The organism is Streptomyces sp. NPDC047981, from assembly GCF_040653315.1.
In the GTDB taxonomy this organism is placed as follows: domain Bacteria; phylum Actinomycetota; class Actinomycetes; order Streptomycetales; family Streptomycetaceae; genus Streptomyces.
Genome location: NZ_JBEZNQ010000015.1, coordinates 23,876 through 39,633, shown reverse-complemented (window position 1 = coordinate 39,633; position 15,758 = coordinate 23,876). Strand labels below are relative to the sequence as shown.

Sequence of the window (15,758 nt, the reverse complement as noted above, 5' to 3'; positions counted from 1 at the left end):
CGTCCGGCGGGGGCGGTACGGGAACTCCCGTACCGCCCCCGCTCCGTCGGTCACCGCCCCGCTCCGTCGGCTACCGCCCCCGCTCCGTCGGCCACCGCCCCCGCTCCGTCGGTTCAGCGCTCCAGGACGAGTGCCAGGCCCTGGCCGACGCCGATGCACAGGGCCGCGAGGCCCGTTCCCGAACCGGCCGCCGCCAACTGGTGGGCGACCGCGCCCGCGAGCCGTGCGCCGGAGGCGCCGAGCGGGTGCCCGATCGCGATCGCGCCGCCCCGCGGGTTGACGATCTCCGGGTCGAGTTCCGGCCACTCCGCGAGGCAGCCGAGGGACTGGGCGGCGAACGCCTCGTTCAGCTCGAAGGTCGTCAGGTCGGCGAAGGAGCGGCCCGCCTTGCCCAGGGCGCGCCGTACGGCCTCCACGGGCCCGAGCCCGAAGAGCTGCGGCTCGATTCCGGTGACGGCCGAGGCGCGGATCCGGGCGAGCGGCTCGCGACCCGTCTCCCGCAGCCCCTCCTCGTCCACGAGGAGCAGGGCGGCGGCGCCGTCGTTGAGCGGCGAGGCGTTGCCCGCCGTGACGGTCCCGCCCTCGGTCCGGAAAGAAGGCTTCAGCTTGGCGAGGGCCTCCATGGACGTGGTGTCGCGGATGCACTCGTCGCGGGTCAGCTCCACCCCCGGGTACGGCACGACCTCGCCGTCGTACAGCCCCTTGCCCCACGCCTCTGCCGCCTTCCGGTGGCTGGCCAGGGCGAACGCGTCCTGCTGCTCGCGGGTGAGGCCGTGCTTGTCGGCGACGAGCTCCGCGCCCTCGCCGAGCGAGACCGTCCAGTCGGCGGGCATGCGCGGGTTGGTCATGCGCCAGCCCAGGGTCGTGGAGTGCAGCTGCTGGTGGCCGGCCGGGAAGGCCCGTTCGGGCTTCTGCAGGACCCAGGGGGCGCGGGACATCGACTCGACACCGCCCGCGACGGCCACGGACGCGTCGCCGACCGCGATGGCGCGCGCGGCCTGGATCACGGCCTCCAGACCGGAACCGCACAGCCGGTTGACGGTCACTCCGGGGACGGAGGTGGGCAGGCCCGCGAGCAGGACGGCCATGCGGGCCACGTCGCGGTTGTCCTCGCCGGCGCCGTTGGCGTCGCCGAAGTAGACGTCGTCGATCCGGGCCGGGTCGAGCGCGGGCACGCGGTCGACGAGGGACCTGACCACATGGGCGGCGAGGTCGTCGGGGCGGACGGCGGAGAGCGCTCCTCCGAACCTGCCGATCGGGGTGCGGACGGCGTCGACGATGTAGACGTCGCGGATGCTCATCGGTTCTCTCCCACGTGCCCTGGGGACGGTCCTCTTCGACCGACCGCCCACCCGTGCGTTCGCCTGGTGAATTTTCCTTCGTTGACGTGCGCGCAGAGTCTCCGCCCGGCATGGGTTCCTGTCAACGGTGCCGAGGGGCGATACGTGGGGGATGAAAGAACCCGGTCATGCCGCCGGCGCGGGCCGGACCAGGGCGGTCAGGCCGTAGTCCAGTTCGCGACCGTCCACCAGCAGCGCCTCGACGGTGCGGGTCTCGGGGTCGATGTCGGCGGCGATGCCGTGGCCCTCGTAGCGCGGGTAACCCGACGAGCCCGTCCGGCCCGTGGCCTCCACGACCGCCGACCGGACCGCGCTGTCCTCCACGGACGCGCCGCCCCGGTCCTCCACGTGCTCGGGGACGAGCAGGATCTCGTAACGCCGCGGCAGTGTGCTCATGCTTCGACGCTAAGCCGCTTCGCCCCACGGCGCCCGCCGCGACCGGCGGGACCGTCGCCGCGAGGCCCTACGTCAGCTGGACTCCCGGGGAATGACGCGCGAGGCCATGAGCTCCTGCGCGCCCGGGGTGGCGTCGGGGTCGCGGACCGCGCTGTCGACGAGTTCGGCCAGGTGCCGGCCGATGACCATGTCGATCTCGACCGTGGTCAGCCGGGGCCGCAGCAGCCGCCCGAGCAGCAGGTCGTCGGAGCCCACGACGGCCGTCTCGGCGGGGACCTCGATCCCGGCGTCCTGCAGCGCGCGCATGAGCAGCATCGCGTACTCGTCGTTGTAGGCGAACACCGCGTCCAGACCCAGCTCCCGCCAGCGTCCGGCGAGCGCGTTCGCCGCCTCCTCCTCGTACCGCAGGGGCAGCGGTACGACGGTGGCGCCGGTGCCAGCCACCGCCTGCCGAGCGCCGTCGAGGCGGGGTCCCGAGAACATCTCCAGGCCCGGCTCCTCCGGGATCACCACACCGATCCGCCGCCGCCCCCGCTCCACCAGGTGCTCGACGGCGACCCGCCCCACCCGTCCCTGGTCCATGACCAGGGCGTGCGCGCCCTCGACCCGGTGCGGGCCGACGGTGATCACGGCCTTGGCCCCGGAGCGCTTGAGGATCTCCACCCCGCCGGGGGTGAGCTGGACCTCGCCCAGGGAGACCACCGCGACCGGACGCAGCTCCGCCCAGGCGCGCGCGGCCTCGTCCCCTTCGAGCCCGAGGCTGCCGTACTGCACGACGGTGTAGTCGAGCCGGCGCAGGGCCCACTGCAGCTCGTTGAAGAACTGGCTGTACAGCGGGCCGATCGGCACGTGCGCGGTGGGCAGCAGGACCATGCGGCTGTGCCCGGCGCGCAGGCTGCGCGCGGCGGCGTGCGGGACGTACCCGAGCTCCTCGGCCGCCTCCCGGACCCGCTGCCGGGTCGGCTCGCTGATCCGGACGGCCGCCGTGTTGTTCAGGACGTAGCTCACGGTGGCTCTGGAGACGCCCGCGAGCCGCGCCACATCGGCGCTCGTCGGGACGGGACGTTCGGCGGACTGTCTGGGTGACTGGCTCATCGCTCCGGCATCTTTCCAGAACAATCCGGCCCGGAGTCTGGCGGATGGCCGGATTCGAGTGCTACACAGTGCTGACACGCGTCAGTGACACGTGTAACCCTATCGAAACTTCCGCTCCTCGCCCCCGCACAGGGCGATCTTCACCAGGAGGGCACCGTGGCCCTTTCCTCCTCCGAATCCGGCAGAGTCGGCACCGCCGGAGTCGACTCCCCTTCGGGCCCCCGGCCCACCCGTGGTCTGCTGCCCCTGCTCCTCGCCGGGAACACGGCGATGTACGCGCTCTACGTCGGCGTGCCCGGACTGCTGCTCGCGCTGCAGATCGAGGGGATCGACCCGGCGAACAAGGTGGCCAACTTCGGCCTGGTCTCCGGTGTTTCCGCGATCTTCGCGACGATCTTCAACCCGGTGGCCGGAGCCCTGTCGGACCGTTCCGGCCGGCGCAACCCGTGGATCCTTGCGGGCGGTCTGCTCGCGATACCGGTGATGTTCCTGCTCGGCAGCGTGGACACGATCCTGCTCGTGCTCATCGCCTGGTGTCTGGGCCAGGCCGTGATGAACGTCTACCAGGCCGCGATCACCTCCGTCGTGCCCGACCGGGTCCCCTTCGCCGCGCGCGGCAAGGCCTCGGCGGCGGTCGGGCTCGGCATGCCGATCGGCTCCACCATCGGCGCGCTGGTCGGCGCCGCGTTCTCGGAGAACTACCGCACCGGGTACCTGGTCTTCGGCGTGATCGTGGCGGCCACCGCCGTCCTGTTCACCACCTGCGCCCGCGAGGAGCGGATGCCCGCCAAGGCGCCGCTGCCGGTGCGGCAGCAGCTCGCCGCCTTCGGCAGCGCGCTCAAGGACCACGACTTCCGCTGGGCGTTCATCGGCCGCGCGCTGCTCGTCCTCGGCTACTTCGCGGTCGCCGGCTTCCAGCTGTACATCCTCAAGGACCACATCGACCTGCCGGCCGGGCTCACCCCCGAGGAGGCGGTGGCGATCCTCATGCCGCTCAACTCCGTTGCCATGGTGGTCTCCACCGTCCTGGGCGGCTGGCTCTCCGACCGCTACGACCGCCGCAAGCTCTTCGTCGGCGCCTCCGCCGCGCTGGCCGCCGTCGCGCTGGTGATCCCGGCCGTCTCGTCGAGCTGGACCGCGATGCTCGCCTTCTCCGTCGTCAACGGCCTCGGCTTCGGCTGCTACATGGCGGTCGACACCGCCCTGGTCACGATGGTGCTGCCGAAGGCCGAGGACGCGGCCCGCGACATGGGCGTGCTCAACGTCGCGAACGCCGGGCCGCAGATCGTCGCGCCGTTCGTCGCCTCGGTCATCGTCTCGCTGAGCGGCGGGTACACGGCCCTCTTCGTGGTCGCGGCCGTCCTGTCGGTCCTCGGGGCACTCGCCGTGCGGCCGATCCGCGGCGTGCGCTGACCTCGTAGGCTCACAGGGCCACCCGGACGTCCCGTCCACCCGATCCGCGAGAGGCTTCGACGTGCTGCTCAACACCCGCACCTGGGGATCCGGCGACCGGATCGCGCTCCTGATCCACGGGATCATGTCCGACCACCGCACCTGGCGCCGGGTCGGACCGGCCCTCGCCGAGCGCGGCTACCGGGTGATCGCGGTGGATCTGCGCGGCCACGGCGCCAGTGGCCGGGCGGCCGGGCCCGACGGGTACGGCCCCGGGGAGTACGCCGACGATCTCGTCGAAACCCTGCCCTCCGGGGCCGAGTTGGCCCTCGGCCACTCGCTCGGCGGGCTGGCTCTCGCCACGGCGGTGGAGCGGCTCGCCCCGCGGCGCGCGGTGTACGTGGACCCGGCCTGGCACCTGCCGGCCGGGGACACGGGATACAGCGCGGAGTTGTTCGTCGCCGCCACGTCCCTCGCGCGGGAGCACATCGCGATGCTCAACCCCCGTTGGGAGAGGGAGGATCTCGACGTCGAGATGGCGACCATGCGGCTCTGGGACGAACGTTCGGCCCACGGGCTCACCGACTGGGTGGGCCGCGATCTGTGGCCGGCGAAGCCCGTGGTGCCCTCGCTCGTCGCCCTGGCCGACCCGAGCCTGCTGGTCTCGCCGGAGAACGCGCGGATGCTGGCGGACCGCGGCTTCGACGTCCGTACGGTGGCGGGCGCCGGACACACGATCCACCGCGACGACTTCGACGGCTTCATGGCCGCCCTGGAGGGCTGGATCTGACGTACCGTGTGAGCATGGACGACGTCTCGATGGTGGGCATGCTCGGCCGGGTCACCGGCACCGTCGGGCCCGGCCTCGTCGGTGAGGTGATCGTCCGGATCCGGGGCGGCGCCGAGCACTTCCTCGCGTACGCGGCCGACGCCAAGGAGCGGATCCATCCCGGAACGGTCGTGATGGTCGTGGAACATCTCCCTCCACGCACCGTGTATGTCACAGCCGCGTACGACAGTTGACCGAGGCGTTGAGCCTCCGACCGTGGAGGCGCACACTCCCTTCACCGGATCCGCACGGCTCCGGTGAAGGGGGAGCTGCCCATGGCCATCGGCATCCTGGCGGGCGGCGTGGTCGTCGCCGTCCTCGTCCTCATCGCACTCTTCAAACTCATGTGGCGCGTCGCCGAGCCCAACGAGGCGCTGATCATCTCCGGTTCCAACCACAAGATGGAGGGGCTCGGAGAGGGCATGGGCTTCCGGATCGTCACCGGGCGCGGCACGCTCGTGATGCCGGGGGTCCAGGCCGTACGGAAGCTGTCGCTCGACCTCAACGAGACCCAGTTGCAGGTGGAGTGCGTCACCCACCAGGGCATTCCGCTCAAGGTCCGGGGCGTGGTGATCTTCAAGGTGGGTGACGACTTCGTGTCGATCGCCAACGCGGCCCGCCGCTTCCTCGACCAGCAGAAGCTCATGTCCGAGCGGGTGCACATCGTCTTCGCCGGTCATCTGCGCGCCATCGTCGGCGGGTTGACGGTCGAGGACATGATCCGTGACCGGGAGAAGCTGACCGGGCAGGCGCGTTCGGCCTGTGGCACCGAGATGGAGAAGCTCGGTCTGATCGTCGACTCGCTGCAGATCCACGAGATCGAGGATCCGACGGGGTACATCAAGAACCTGGCCGCGCCGCACGCGGCGGCGGTCCAGCGGGACGCACGGATCGCGCAGGCCGAGGCCAACCGGCGGGCCACGGAGGCGGAGCAGCAGGCCGCCGCGCGGATGTCGGAGGCGACGAGGGACAGCGAGATCCTGCAGGCCGGCTACCAGGCGGAGCGCGACCAGGCGTCCGCGAAGGCCCGTCAGGCCGGTCCGCTGGCCGAGGCCGGGGCGCGGCAGGAGGTCGTCGTCCAGGAGACGCGGGTCGCCGAGCTGGAGGCGCACCGCAAGGAGCAGCAGCTCCAGGCGGACGTCCGCAAGCCGGCGGACGCGCAGGCGTACGAGACCAGGACCCGCGCCGAGGCCGAGCGCGATGCCCGGATCTCGGCGGCGCAGGCGGAGGCCAGGGAGACCGAACTCGCCAGCGCCGCGCGGGCGGCCGCGACCCGGCTGACCGGTGAGGCGGAGGCGGCGGCCCAGCAGGCGCGGGGGCTCGCGGTGGCCGAGGCGACCCGGGCGAAGGGTCTCGCCGAGGCCGAGGCGATCAAGGCGCGGGCGGCGGCTCTCGCCGAGAACCAGGAGGCCGTGGTCGCTCAGCAGCTGGCCGAGAAGTGGCCGGAAATCGTCGAGGCCGGGGCGTCGGCCTTCGGCAACGTGGACCAGATGGTCCTGCTGAACGGCGCGGACGGCATGGCCGAGATGTTCGCCAAGGCGCTGACCATGGGCGGGACGGGTCTGGGCCTCGCCCGGCAGCTGCTCGCGAACATGAGCCCCGCGACGGCGGCCGAAGGGCCCTCGCTCAAGCTGAAGCTCGACGGCGCGGCGGTACCGGCTCCGGCGGCGCAGGTGCCGGCGGCTCCCTCGGCTCCTGCCGCGGAGGCGATCCCGGTCGGCGACGACGAGGCGTAGCCCTACGGGAGCGTACGGACACGGGCCGGGCCCGGTGCCTTCGTGGCGCCGGGCCCCGGTCGCGGTGAGGCGGAAGGTCAGTTGTGGCCGAACTTCCGTTCCTTCTTGTGGGAGACCTGCTCGATGATCGGCCGGGGCGTCTCCCGCACGACCGGTGTCGATTCCTTCGGTGCGGCTTCGGTCCGGTGTTCGTGGCCGCCCGTACGGGCGCCCTTGTTCACCCGGGTCTGTTTCTTGCCCACGATCGTGCCTCCTGACAGCGGTTCTCGGACGCTGGGGCCGTTTTCAGCCTCGCACGCGAGTACGAGCACCGCATGTCAGGAGAGGGTCCTCCGGAGGAGGGTCGCGCTCAGGCCGCGAGTACGCGCTGGAACGCGCCGAGTGTCGCCCGGCCGGCCGTGCGGTCGAGGATCGCGAAGACGATCTCGTCGAAGTGGGCGGCGAACCGGCCGCCGCCCGTGAGCAGCGCCCGGAACGCCCGCGCGACCTCGGCCGGGTCGTTCTGGAAGACGCCGCAGCCCCAGGCACCGAGGACGAGCCGGCGGTAGCCGCCGGCAACGGCCGTCTCCAGGACCCGTTCGGCGCGGGCGGCGAGCGCGGCCGGTATCCGGTCGGCCAGGTCCGGGGTCTGGCGGCGGACGACGCCCGCGTTCGGGGCGGGCGAGGTGAGGAAGCCGACGGTGAACGGCTCGTCCAGGAGCCCGCCGCGGTCGTCGCGGAAGACCGGGACGCCGGGCGAGAGGATCACGCGGTCGGTGTAGAAAGCATCCTTCTCGGCCCGGTGGTGCGCGTAGAACTCGGGGGCACGCAGGAGGGTGGTGTAGAGGGCGGAGGCCCGGCAGACCGCCTCCTCCTGGGCCTGGGCGCCGTTCAGATAGCCGCCGCCGGGGTTGCGGGCGGAGGCGAAGTTCAGGACGGCGACCGGGGTGGCCGGGTCGGCCCGGGTCAGTCGGCGGGCGGCGTCCAGGCTGCTCTCGTCGGTGACCTCGACCGCAGTGGCGCGGTCGGTGTCAGGGGTCACGGGGACGGGATCGGGGCCGTACATCCGGGTGCCGGCCAGGGCGGCGCTCAGCTCCTCCTCGATGGAGACGGACCGGCCTCCGGGGGCCCGGTACCGGCCCGCCTCGACGATCTCCTCGGTCTGCTTCGCGATCCCCCGCAGTCGTGCGCTCATGCCCAAAAGCATGATCGACTCCGCACTCCGGGGGCAACGGGATATTCACCGTGAGGCCGGTGAGGCGCTCTTGCACGCCCGTCGGCGGTGGCTTTAGGTGGAATCAGCGCCCTTCGGAGCGCCTATCGGAACACCCGTGCGCACGCCGACCGGAACAGGAGGAGACGACATGTCGCCGAGCGGTATACCGCGGAGCGGTCCGGCCATCAACGAGGACGAGGCCGAGGACCTGCTGCGATGTATCTGCTTCAAGACGGGCCCGCCCCGCACCGTCGGGGTGGAGGTGGAATGGCTCGTCCACGAGCTGCGCGATCCGCGGCTTCCCGTCCCCGCCGAGCGCCTGGCGCCGGCCTTCGACACCGTACGGTCCCTGCCCCTCGCCTCTCTGCTCACCCTCGAACCCGGCGGACAGCTGGAGCTCAGCTCGCCTCCCGCCGACTCCCTGATGAGCTGCGTCGACACTCTCTCGGCCGATCTGCGCACGGTGCGTGACGCGCTCACCCCCCTCGGGCTCTCTCTCAGCGGCTACGGGGTCGATCCCTGGAACGCACCGCGCGAGCGGCTCCTGCGCGAGCCCCGCTACGACGCGATGGAGACCGCGCTGGACCGTACGGGTCCCGCCGGACGGGCCATGATGCGCGACTCGGCCTCCGTGCAGGTGTGCCTGGACGCCGGTCACGAGGAACCGGGGCCGCTCGGCTACCACCGCCGGTGGCAGCTCGCCCATCTGCTGGGCGCCGTCCTGGTGGCGGCCTTCGCCAATTCTCCCCTCCATGGGGGGCGCCGGACCGGCTGGCGCTCGACCCGGCAGGCCCTGTGGACCGACCTCGACCCGGCGCGGGCGCTCGCCCCCGATCCGGAGCGCGAGCCGCGCGACGCCTGGGCCGCGCACGTCCTCGACACCCCGGTGATGTGCGTACGGGGCGAGGACGCGCCGTGGGACGTCCCGGAGGGGCTGACCTTCCGGCAGTGGCTGCGCACCGGGCGTCCCCGGCCCGCCGACGAGGACGATCTGCGCTATCACATGACGACCCTCTTCCCGCCGGTCCGGCCGCGCGGGCATCTGGAGCTGCGGATGATCGACGCTCAGCCCGGTACCGACGGCTGGGTCGTGCCGGTGGCCGTGACCACCGCGCTCTTCGATGACCCGGAGGCGGCCGAGACGGTCTACCGGGCGGTCAAGCCCCTGGCGGAGCGGGCGGGTTCGCCGGCGGCTCCGCGCAATCCGCTCTGGCTCGCCGCGGCCCGGGAGGGCCTCGCCGACCCCGAACTGCACGCCGCGGCCCTGGTGGCGTTCCCGGCGGCGCTCGAAGCGCTGCCCCGGATCGGCGCGAGCCCGGCCGTCGTCGGCGCCGTCGCCGCCTTCCACGAGCGCTATGTCCTGCCCGGCAGCTGTCCCGCCGACGATCTCCTGGAGATGGCGTCATGACCGTGACCGACGACCCGACGGTCCTGCGGCGGCGGGCGCTGGACGCGCTCACCACCGCGCGGGCCCGCACCGCGCTCCTCACCTCCTGCGTCGAGGACGACGAACTCACCGCACAGCACTCTCCGTTGATGTCGCCGCTGGTGTGGGACCTGGCCCATATCGGCAACCAGGAGGAGCAGTGGCTGTGGCGGGCCGTCGCGGGGCGTGACGCGCTGCGCCCGGAGATCGACTCGATCTACGACGCGTTCGAGCATCCCCGCGCCTCCCGTCCCACGCTGCCGCTGCTGCCGCCCGCGGAGGCCCGCGCGTACGCCTCGGACGTACGGGGACGGGTCCTGGACGTCCTGGAGCGGACCCCGCTGGAGGGCCGGCCGCTGGTGGAGGCGGCGTTCGCCTTCGGAATGATCGCCCAGCACGAACAGCAGCACGACGAGACGATGCTGATCACCCATCAGCTGCGCAAGGGTCCGCAGGCCCTGACCTCTCCCCCGCCGCCCGCCACGGAGACCGGCCCGCTGCCCTCCGAAGTCCTGGTACCCGGCGGCGCGTTCACGATGGGCACCTCGGACGAGGCGTGGGCGCTGGACAACGAGCGCCCGGCGCACAGCCGGGTCGTCCCGTCGTTCTTCATCGACACCGTGCCGGTCACCAACGGCGCGTACATGGCGTTCGTGGCCGACGGGGGCTACACGGACGAGCGCTGGTGGCAGGTGGAGGGCTGGGAACAGATCCGCAGGCACGAGATCGGCGCGCCGCTGTTCTGGCGGCGGGACGGCGGCCAGTGGACGCGGCGCCGGTTCGGTGTGACGGAGCCGGTGCCCGAGGACGAGCCGGTGGTCCACGTCAGCTGGTACGAGGCGGACGCCTACGCCCGCTGGGCAGGGCGCAGGCTGCCCACGGAGGCCGAGTGGGAGAAGGCGGCCCGGCACGACCCGGCGACGGGACGCTCGCGCCGCTACCCGTGGGGTGACGCGGACCCCGCGCCCGAGCACGCCAACCTCGGCCAGCGGCACCTGCGGCCCGCTCCGGCCGGCAGCTACCCGGAGGGCGCCTCGCCGCTCGGGGTACGGCAGTTGATCGGGGACGTGTGGGAGTGGACGGCCAGCGACTTCCTGCCGTACCCGGGCTTCCGGGCCTTCCCGTACAAGGAGTACTCGGAGGTCTTCTTCGGGCCCGCGCACAAGGTGCTGCGCGGTGGGTCGTTCGCGGTGGACTCCGTGGCCTGCCGGGGCACGTTCCGCAACTGGGACCTGCCGGTGCGCCGGCAGATCTTCTCCGGATTCCGCACCGCGCGTGACGCGGAGCTTTCCTGATGTGCCGTCACCTGGCCTATCTGGGGCCCTCGGTGGCGCTCGGCGAGCTGCTCGCGCGGCCGCCGCACGCGCTGTACCGGCAGTCATGGGAGCCTCGCCGGCAGCGGCACGGCACGGTCAACGCGGACGGCTTCGGGATCGGCTGGTACGCGGAGGACGATCCGGTACCCGCGCGCTACCGCCGGGCCGTGCCGATCTGGGCCGATGCCGCCTTCATGGACCTCGCGCGCGTGGTGCGCGCCGAGGCGTTCCTCGCCGCCGTGCGCGACGCGACGGTGCCGGGGGCCGACGGGGAGGCCGCGGCGGCCCCGTTCGCCTCCGGGCCGTGGCTGTTCAGCCACAACGGGTCGGTGCGGAACTGGCCGGGCTCCCTCGGCCCGGTGGCGGCGACGCTGCCGGCCGAGGAACTGCTCTCCCTGGCGGCGCGTACCGACTCGGCCCTGGTGTGGGCGCTGGTGCTGCGCCGGCTGCGGGCGGGCGACGGTCTGGACCGGGCGCTCGGGGACACCGTGACGGAGGTCGCCGAGGCGGCCCCGGGATCCCGGCTGAACCTGCTGCTCACCGACGGCGCCACCATCGCGGCGACCGCCTGGGGGGACTCCCTCTGGTACCGGACGGAGCCGGGTCCCCCGGGCTCGGCCCACACGGTCGTGGCCTCCGAACCCTACGACGACGATCCGCGCTGGCACGAGGTGCCGGACCGCACCCTGCTGACCGCCACCCGTACCGACGTCACCCTCACCTCGCTCAAGGAGCCGTCCTCGTGAGTCCGTTCCAGCTGACCCGCACCCTTCCCGAGGACGCCACGGAGGCCGACCTTCGCGCCGACGTGCTCCAGGGACTGACCCGTACGCCCAAGGAGCTGCCGCCGAAGTGGTTCTACGACGCGCGCGGCAGTGAGCTCTTCGAGGAGATCACCCGGCTCCCCGAGTACTACCCGACCCGCGCCGAGCGGGAGATCCTCATCGAGCGGGCGCCGGAGATCGCGGCGGTGACGGGGGCGCGGACCCTGGTCGAGCTGGGCTCGGGCTCCTCGGAGAAGACCCGTTTCCTGATCGACGCCCTGCTGCCGGGGCTCGACAGTTATGTGCCGGTGGACGTGAGCGAGTCGGCGCTCAAGGGCGCGGCCGACGCGCTGATCGCGGACCGGCCGCAGCTGCACATCCACGCCCTGGTGGCCGACTTCACCCGGGGGCTCGCCCTGCCGGGGACGCCGGGGCCGCGCCTTGTGGCGTTCCTCGGCGGCACGATCGGCAATCTGCTGCCCGTCGAGCGTGAGACGTTCCTGCGCTCGGTGCGGGCCATGCTGGCGCCGGGCGACGCGCTGCTGCTCGGCACGGACCTGGTGAAGGACGAGGCGACACTGGTCGCCGCGTACGACGACGCTGCCGGGGTGACGGCTGCCTTCAACAAGAACGTGCTGGCCGTCATCGCCCGTGAGCTGGACGCGGACGTCGAGCCGGACGACTTCGAGCACGTGGCGCTCTGGGACCGGGAGCGGGAGTGGATCGAGATGCGGCTGCGGGCGCGTCACGCACTGACCGTGAAGATCCCGCAGCTGGATCTCGTGGTGCCGTTCGAGGCGGGCGAGGAGATGCGGACGGAGGTGTCGGCGAAGTTCCGTCAGGCGGGTGTGCGGGCGGAGCTCGCCGCGGCCGGGCTTGAGCTGACGCGCTGGTGGACGGACAGGGAAGGGCGGTTCGCGCTTTCGCTGGCGACCGCGCGCTGAGCCGCCCGGGCGAGCGCACGACGGTTCGGATATTGGATCGTGGATATCGGATCCAGTATCCGAATCTCGGCGGTGAGTCCGCGCGCGGCCACCACCCGCCAGAGCGAGGCGCCCAGCGGGTCCTCACCGACGAAGGCCGCGGGCCCGACCGGCCGGTACTCGATCCGTACCGGAAGCACCGGCACGGAGGCGTCGAGAGCGGCCTGGAACGCCGCGTGCCGGAAGGCGCCGCCGCCCCGGCCGCACCAGGTCGACCCCTCGGGGAAGACGACCACCCGGCCGCCGCCGGCCATGGCCGCCGCCATCGTCCGGACGGTCTCGGGCAGGGCCCGCAGCCGGTCCCGGTCGATGAAGATCGTGCCGCCCCGCGCGGCGAGCGGGCCGAGCACCGGCCACTGCCGGACCTCCCGCTTGGCGAGCATGCGCCCGGGGAGGACCGAGGCGACGAGCGGGATGTCCAGCCAGGAGATGTGGTTGGCGACGATGAGGAGTGGGGCGTCCACCGGGGCGGGCGTCCCGGTGACCGTGACCCGGACGCCGAAGGACCGCAGGACCAACCGGCACCACACCCGGACGAGCGCCCGCCGGCCGGCGGAGGACAGCGGTACCGCCAGGGGCGAGAGCACCACCCCGGCGAGGACGGCGGTCATGCCCAGGACCAGCCGGACCACCGCGAGCACGGAACCTGCGACCGGCCCTGAGTGCCGTGCGCAGGGGTCGGGTGCGCACGGCGACGTCGGCAGCCAGGGGGAGACGGGGCCGGCGGTGGTCACTGCGCCGGGGCGAGGGAGAGGAAGTGGTTCAGGTAGCGGGGGTTGGTGTTGCGCAGCGACAGCAGGACGTAGAGGTCGGCGACCCCGAAGTCCACGTCGTGGGCGGGCGCGCCGCAGACCCAGGCCCCGAGCCGGATGTAGCCGCGCAGCAGCGGCGGGAGCTCCACGCGGCCCTCGGGGCGGGCGATCCCGTCCGGGGTCCAGAGCTTGTGCGGGGTGACCCAGTACTCCTCGGGGGCGAGGTGCTTGGCCTTGACCCGGTCCCAGGTGGCGGCGGCGAGGGTGCCGCCGTCGGACAGCGGTATCGAGCAGCACCCGGCGAGCCAGTTGTGGCCGGTGCGGGTCATGTAGCGGGCGAGACCGGCCCAGATCAGGGCGATGACGGCGCCGTTGCGGTGCGCGGGGTGGACGCAGGAGCGGCCCACCTCGACGAGGTCGTCCCGGATGGGGCCGAGGCGGCCGAGGTCGAACTCGCTCTCGGAGTAGAGGCGGCCGGCGACCCGGGCGCGGTCGGGCGGGAGCACCCGGTAGGTGCCGACGACCTCGCCGGTGGTCTCCTCGCAGACGAGCAGGTGGTCGCAGTACGCGTCGAAGGCGTCGATGTCGAGGCCCGGCTCGGGTCCGTCGAGGTGGGCGCCCATCTCACCGGCGAAGACCTGGTGGCGCAGGCGCTGGGCGGCGCGGACGTCTTCCTGGTCGCGGGCGAGGCAGACGACGTAGCGGGGCTCCTCGGCGGGCCGGTCCCCGGCGGCGGGCTGGGGCTGCGCCGGGACGCCCGTGAGCGGGGCGCCCGTCAGCGGGGCGCTCATGAGGGGGACACCGGCGGGGACGGGGACAGCGGGTGCGACAGCGGCTGCGGGGGACGGTGCGGGCATGTCGGGCTCCTCCGGCGTACGGAAGGGGGACGGTGGGGGCCGGACCGGGTGAGCGGTGGTCCGTCTCCTTACTTCTTCCGTGGCCGATTGGATTCGACATGACCGTTCGGGGGATCGCGGGTGTGTAGGCGCTGAATGCTGGTCTGCGGACCCCGTACGGCCTGCCGCGTCCGTTCGGCGGACCCCGCGCGACCTGCCCCGTTCCCGGCGCTCCCCCGCTGCTCGGGTTCCCCGCCCCGGCCCCTCTGCCCCGGGTCACCCGCCGCGCCGCCCCGGCTCCCCGGCCCCTGCCCCCGCTGCCTCGGCTCCCCCGCTACTCCGCCAGGGCCTGGGTGATCCGGGTCGAGGCCGCCTCCGCCGCCTTCTTCGGGTCCTCGCCCTGGAGCACGGCCGTCATGTAGGGCTTGATCGGGTTGGCGGCCTCGACGTCGGCCCACTGCGGGGAGTTGGGCGTGGCCTTGCCGCGCGCGGCGCCGACGGCCATGACGGCGGTGGCCTCCTGGCCCTCGACGACCGAGGCGAGGGAGGTCTTGTTGGGGACGTAGTTCATGGCGCGGGCGAGCTCCGTCTGCCACTTCTCGCCGGCCAGCGCCTTGACGACCTCGATCGCGGCGTTCCGCTCGGGCGCGTTCTCCGGGACGATCAGGTCGGAGCCACCGGTGAAGACGGCGCAGGGCTGACCGGCCTTCTTGCCGGGTATCGGGAAGAAGCCCAGCTTGTCCTCGAGCTCGGGGTCGGCCTTGGTGATGGCCGCGACGGCGCTCGGGGTGGCGATGATCTGGGCGACGTCGCCCTTGGCGAACACCTCGGCCTGGGGCGGTGTCTGCTCGTCGGCGTTCTTGGGTCCTGAGCCGAGCGACTGCAGTTCCTTGTAGAAGTCCATGCCGCGCAGCGCGGCGGGGCTGTCCAGGGCGCCGGTCCAGTCGCCGCCCTTGTCCACGGCCAGCTCGCCGCCCTCGTCCCAGATGAACCCGGCGAGCGTGTACCAGTCCTGCCCGGCCAGGTAGATGCCCTGGGAGCCGTTGCGGTTGAGCTTCTCGGTGTCGTCGAGCCACTGGGCCCGGGTGGCGGGCGGCTTGGTGAGGCCGGCCTGCGCGAAGAGGTCCTTGTGGTAGATCACCACGCGGTTGGCGGCGTACCAGGGGATGCCGTACTGCGATCCGCCGATGCGGCCGGGTTCGGCGAGACCGGGCAGCCAGTCGGAGCTGCCGAGGTCGCGCACGGACTCCAGGGTCAGGTCGTAGAGCTTGTCGGTGTCCGCGTACTGGGCGACCTGGGTGTTGCCGACCTCGATGACGTCGGGGCCGCCCTCGCCGCGGATGGCCTCGGTGACCTTCTTGCCGATGCCCGTCCACTCCTGGAAGGTGAACTTCAGCTCGACGCCCTCGTGCTGGGCCTCGTAGTCGGCGGTGAAGCGCTGCAGGAAGTCCTCGCTGACGCTGTCGCGCATGAGCCAGACGTTGACCGTGCGGGTCGCGTCGCCGGAGCCGGGGAGGAGCCCGCAGCCTGCGAGGGCGAGGGCGGTCGCGGCCGCCAGCGGACAGACCAGGTGTCGGTTCTTCACGTAGGTCACCTTCTGCGTCCCATGGAGGGACTGCGGTTGGGGAGCTGACCCGTCGTGGGGGGACCGAACGGCGTGTTCGTGCGGGTGTGTGGGTTGGATTCTGGTCTGGACCA

16 protein-coding genes and 1 pseudogene are annotated in these 15,758 nt (G+C 72.8%); 8 read left to right on the top strand and 9 right to left on the bottom strand.

Going from position 1 to position 15,758, the window contains the following annotated elements:
* Positions 1 to 50 precede the first annotated feature (50 nt).
* From AB0E14_RS11850 to AB0E14_RS11835, 4 genes and pseudogenes are all read right to left on the bottom strand, one after another.
* Positions 51 to 113: pseudogene (locus AB0E14_RS11850) on the bottom strand (hypothetical protein); the annotation flags it as partial.
* Positions 114 to 1,301 (bottom strand): thiolase family protein, encoded by a 1,188-nt coding sequence (locus AB0E14_RS11845; protein ID WP_362415179.1) that lies wholly within the window; start codon positions 1,299 to 1,301, stop codon positions 114 to 116.
* A 165-nt stretch (positions 1,302 to 1,466) separates the two neighbouring features.
* Positions 1,467 to 1,736: a hypothetical protein gene (locus AB0E14_RS11840; protein ID WP_362415177.1), complete on the bottom strand. Its 270-nt coding sequence runs from the start codon at positions 1,734 to 1,736 to the stop codon at positions 1,467 to 1,469.
* A gap of 72 nt (positions 1,737 to 1,808) precedes the next feature.
* Positions 1,809 to 2,831 carry a LacI family DNA-binding transcriptional regulator gene (locus AB0E14_RS11835; RefSeq protein WP_362415175.1) on the bottom strand — a complete coding sequence of 341 codons (1,023 nt, stop codon included), beginning with the start codon at positions 2,829 to 2,831 and terminating at the stop codon, positions 1,809 to 1,811.
* A 156-nt stretch (positions 2,832 to 2,987) separates the two neighbouring features.
* Between AB0E14_RS11835 and AB0E14_RS11830 the strand changes: the two genes are divergently transcribed.
* The 4 genes from AB0E14_RS11830 (at position 2,988) to AB0E14_RS11815 (ending at position 6,788) form a co-directional block, all read left to right on the top strand.
* Complete coding sequence (locus tag AB0E14_RS11830; protein WP_362415173.1) at positions 2,988 to 4,244, top strand: MFS transporter; 1,257 nt, start codon at positions 2,988 to 2,990, stop codon at positions 4,242 to 4,244.
* 61 nt (positions 4,245 to 4,305) lie between these two features.
* Complete coding sequence (locus AB0E14_RS11825) at positions 4,306 to 5,013, top strand: alpha/beta fold hydrolase (RefSeq protein ID WP_362415171.1); 708 nt, start codon at positions 4,306 to 4,308, stop codon at positions 5,011 to 5,013.
* A 14-nt stretch (positions 5,014 to 5,027) separates the two neighbouring features.
* The gene (locus AB0E14_RS11820; RefSeq protein WP_362415169.1) at positions 5,028 to 5,246 is read left to right on the top strand and encodes a hypothetical protein; all 219 of its coding nucleotides are present in this window, start codon (positions 5,028 to 5,030) and stop codon (positions 5,244 to 5,246) included.
* A gap of 81 nt (positions 5,247 to 5,327) precedes the next feature.
* Positions 5,328 to 6,788: an SPFH domain-containing protein gene (locus AB0E14_RS11815; protein ID WP_362415167.1), complete on the top strand. Its 1,461-nt coding sequence runs from the start codon at positions 5,328 to 5,330 to the stop codon at positions 6,786 to 6,788.
* Positions 6,789 to 6,865: 77 nt separating this feature from the next.
* On the opposite strand, the gene AB0E14_RS11810 is transcribed toward AB0E14_RS11815, so the two are convergent.
* Positions 6,866 to 7,030: a hypothetical protein gene (locus tag AB0E14_RS11810; protein WP_362415165.1), complete on the bottom strand. Its 165-nt coding sequence runs from the start codon at positions 7,028 to 7,030 to the stop codon at positions 6,866 to 6,868.
* Positions 7,031 to 7,137: 107 nt separating this feature from the next.
* Entirely contained in the window at positions 7,138 to 7,962 is an 825-nt protein-coding gene (locus AB0E14_RS11805) for a TIGR02452 family protein (protein WP_362415163.1), read from the bottom strand.
* 169 nt (positions 7,963 to 8,131) lie between these two features.
* Here AB0E14_RS11805 and egtA point away from each other — a divergent pair, with 169 nt between their 5' ends.
* From egtA to egtD, 4 genes are read left to right on the top strand one after another with little or no spacing between them, the layout of a single operon-like run.
* Positions 8,132 to 9,391 carry an ergothioneine biosynthesis glutamate--cysteine ligase EgtA gene (egtA, locus tag AB0E14_RS11800; protein ID WP_362415161.1) on the top strand — a complete coding sequence of 420 codons (1,260 nt, stop codon included), beginning with the start codon at positions 8,132 to 8,134 and terminating at the stop codon, positions 9,389 to 9,391.
* On the top strand, positions 9,388 to 10,704 hold the full coding sequence (egtB, locus tag AB0E14_RS11795) for an ergothioneine biosynthesis protein EgtB (protein WP_362415159.1): 1,317 nt from the start codon (positions 9,388 to 9,390) through the stop codon (positions 10,702 to 10,704). The genes egtA and egtB overlap by 4 nt, the downstream gene beginning before the upstream one ends.
* Positions 10,704 to 11,471: an ergothioneine biosynthesis protein EgtC gene (gene egtC / locus AB0E14_RS11790; protein WP_362415157.1), complete on the top strand. Its 768-nt coding sequence runs from the start codon at positions 10,704 to 10,706 to the stop codon at positions 11,469 to 11,471. Before egtB ends, egtC begins: the two co-directional genes overlap by 1 nt.
* Positions 11,468 to 12,433: an L-histidine N(alpha)-methyltransferase gene (egtD, locus tag AB0E14_RS11785; RefSeq protein ID WP_362415155.1), complete on the top strand. Its 966-nt coding sequence runs from the start codon at positions 11,468 to 11,470 to the stop codon at positions 12,431 to 12,433. The genes egtC and egtD overlap by 4 nt, the downstream gene beginning before the upstream one ends.
* On the opposite strand, the gene AB0E14_RS11780 is transcribed toward egtD, so the two are convergent.
* The 3 genes from AB0E14_RS11780 to AB0E14_RS11770 form a co-directional block, all read right to left on the bottom strand.
* Positions 12,328 to 13,113: a lysophospholipid acyltransferase family protein gene (locus AB0E14_RS11780; RefSeq protein WP_362415153.1), complete on the bottom strand. Its 786-nt coding sequence runs from the start codon at positions 13,111 to 13,113 to the stop codon at positions 12,328 to 12,330. The genes egtD and AB0E14_RS11780 overlap by 106 nt on opposite strands.
* Positions 13,114 to 13,202: 89 nt before the next feature.
* Positions 13,203 to 14,081: a GNAT family N-acyltransferase gene (locus AB0E14_RS11775; protein WP_362415151.1), complete on the bottom strand. Its 879-nt coding sequence runs from the start codon at positions 14,079 to 14,081 to the stop codon at positions 13,203 to 13,205.
* 313 nt (positions 14,082 to 14,394) lie between these two features.
* Complete coding sequence (locus AB0E14_RS11770; protein ID WP_362415149.1) at positions 14,395 to 15,645, bottom strand: extracellular solute-binding protein; 1,251 nt, start codon at positions 15,643 to 15,645, stop codon at positions 14,395 to 14,397.
* Between the last annotated feature and the right edge of the window lie 113 nt (positions 15,646 to 15,758).

What these genes read in the sequence shown, in the direction of transcription:
- AB0E14_RS11845 (WP_362415179.1), bottom strand. Translation starts at nt 1,301, where the DNA reads ATGAGCATCCGCGACGTCTACATCGTCGACGCCGTCCGCACCCCGATC.
- AB0E14_RS11840 (WP_362415177.1), bottom strand. Translation starts at nt 1,736, where the DNA reads ATGAGCACACTGCCGCGGCGTTACGAGATCCTGCTCGTCCCCGAGCAC.
- AB0E14_RS11835 (WP_362415175.1), bottom strand. Translation starts at nt 2,831, where the DNA reads ATGAGCCAGTCACCCAGACAGTCCGCCGAACGTCCCGTCCCGACGAGC.
- AB0E14_RS11820 (WP_362415169.1), top strand. Translation starts at nt 5,028, where the DNA reads ATGGACGACGTCTCGATGGTGGGCATGCTCGGCCGGGTCACCGGCACC.
- AB0E14_RS11815 (WP_362415167.1), top strand. Translation starts at nt 5,328, where the DNA reads ATGGCCATCGGCATCCTGGCGGGCGGCGTGGTCGTCGCCGTCCTCGTC.
- AB0E14_RS11805 (WP_362415163.1), bottom strand. Translation starts at nt 7,962, where the DNA reads ATGAGCGCACGACTGCGGGGGATCGCGAAGCAGACCGAGGAGATCGTC.
- egtA (WP_362415161.1), top strand. Translation starts at nt 8,132, where the DNA reads ATGTCGCCGAGCGGTATACCGCGGAGCGGTCCGGCCATCAACGAGGAC.
- egtB (WP_362415159.1), top strand. Translation starts at nt 9,388, where the DNA reads ATGACCGTGACCGACGACCCGACGGTCCTGCGGCGGCGGGCGCTGGAC.
- egtC (WP_362415157.1), top strand. Translation starts at nt 10,704, where the DNA reads ATGTGCCGTCACCTGGCCTATCTGGGGCCCTCGGTGGCGCTCGGCGAG.
- AB0E14_RS11775 (WP_362415151.1), bottom strand. Translation starts at nt 14,081, where the DNA reads ATGCCCGCACCGTCCCCCGCAGCCGCTGTCGCACCCGCTGTCCCCGTC.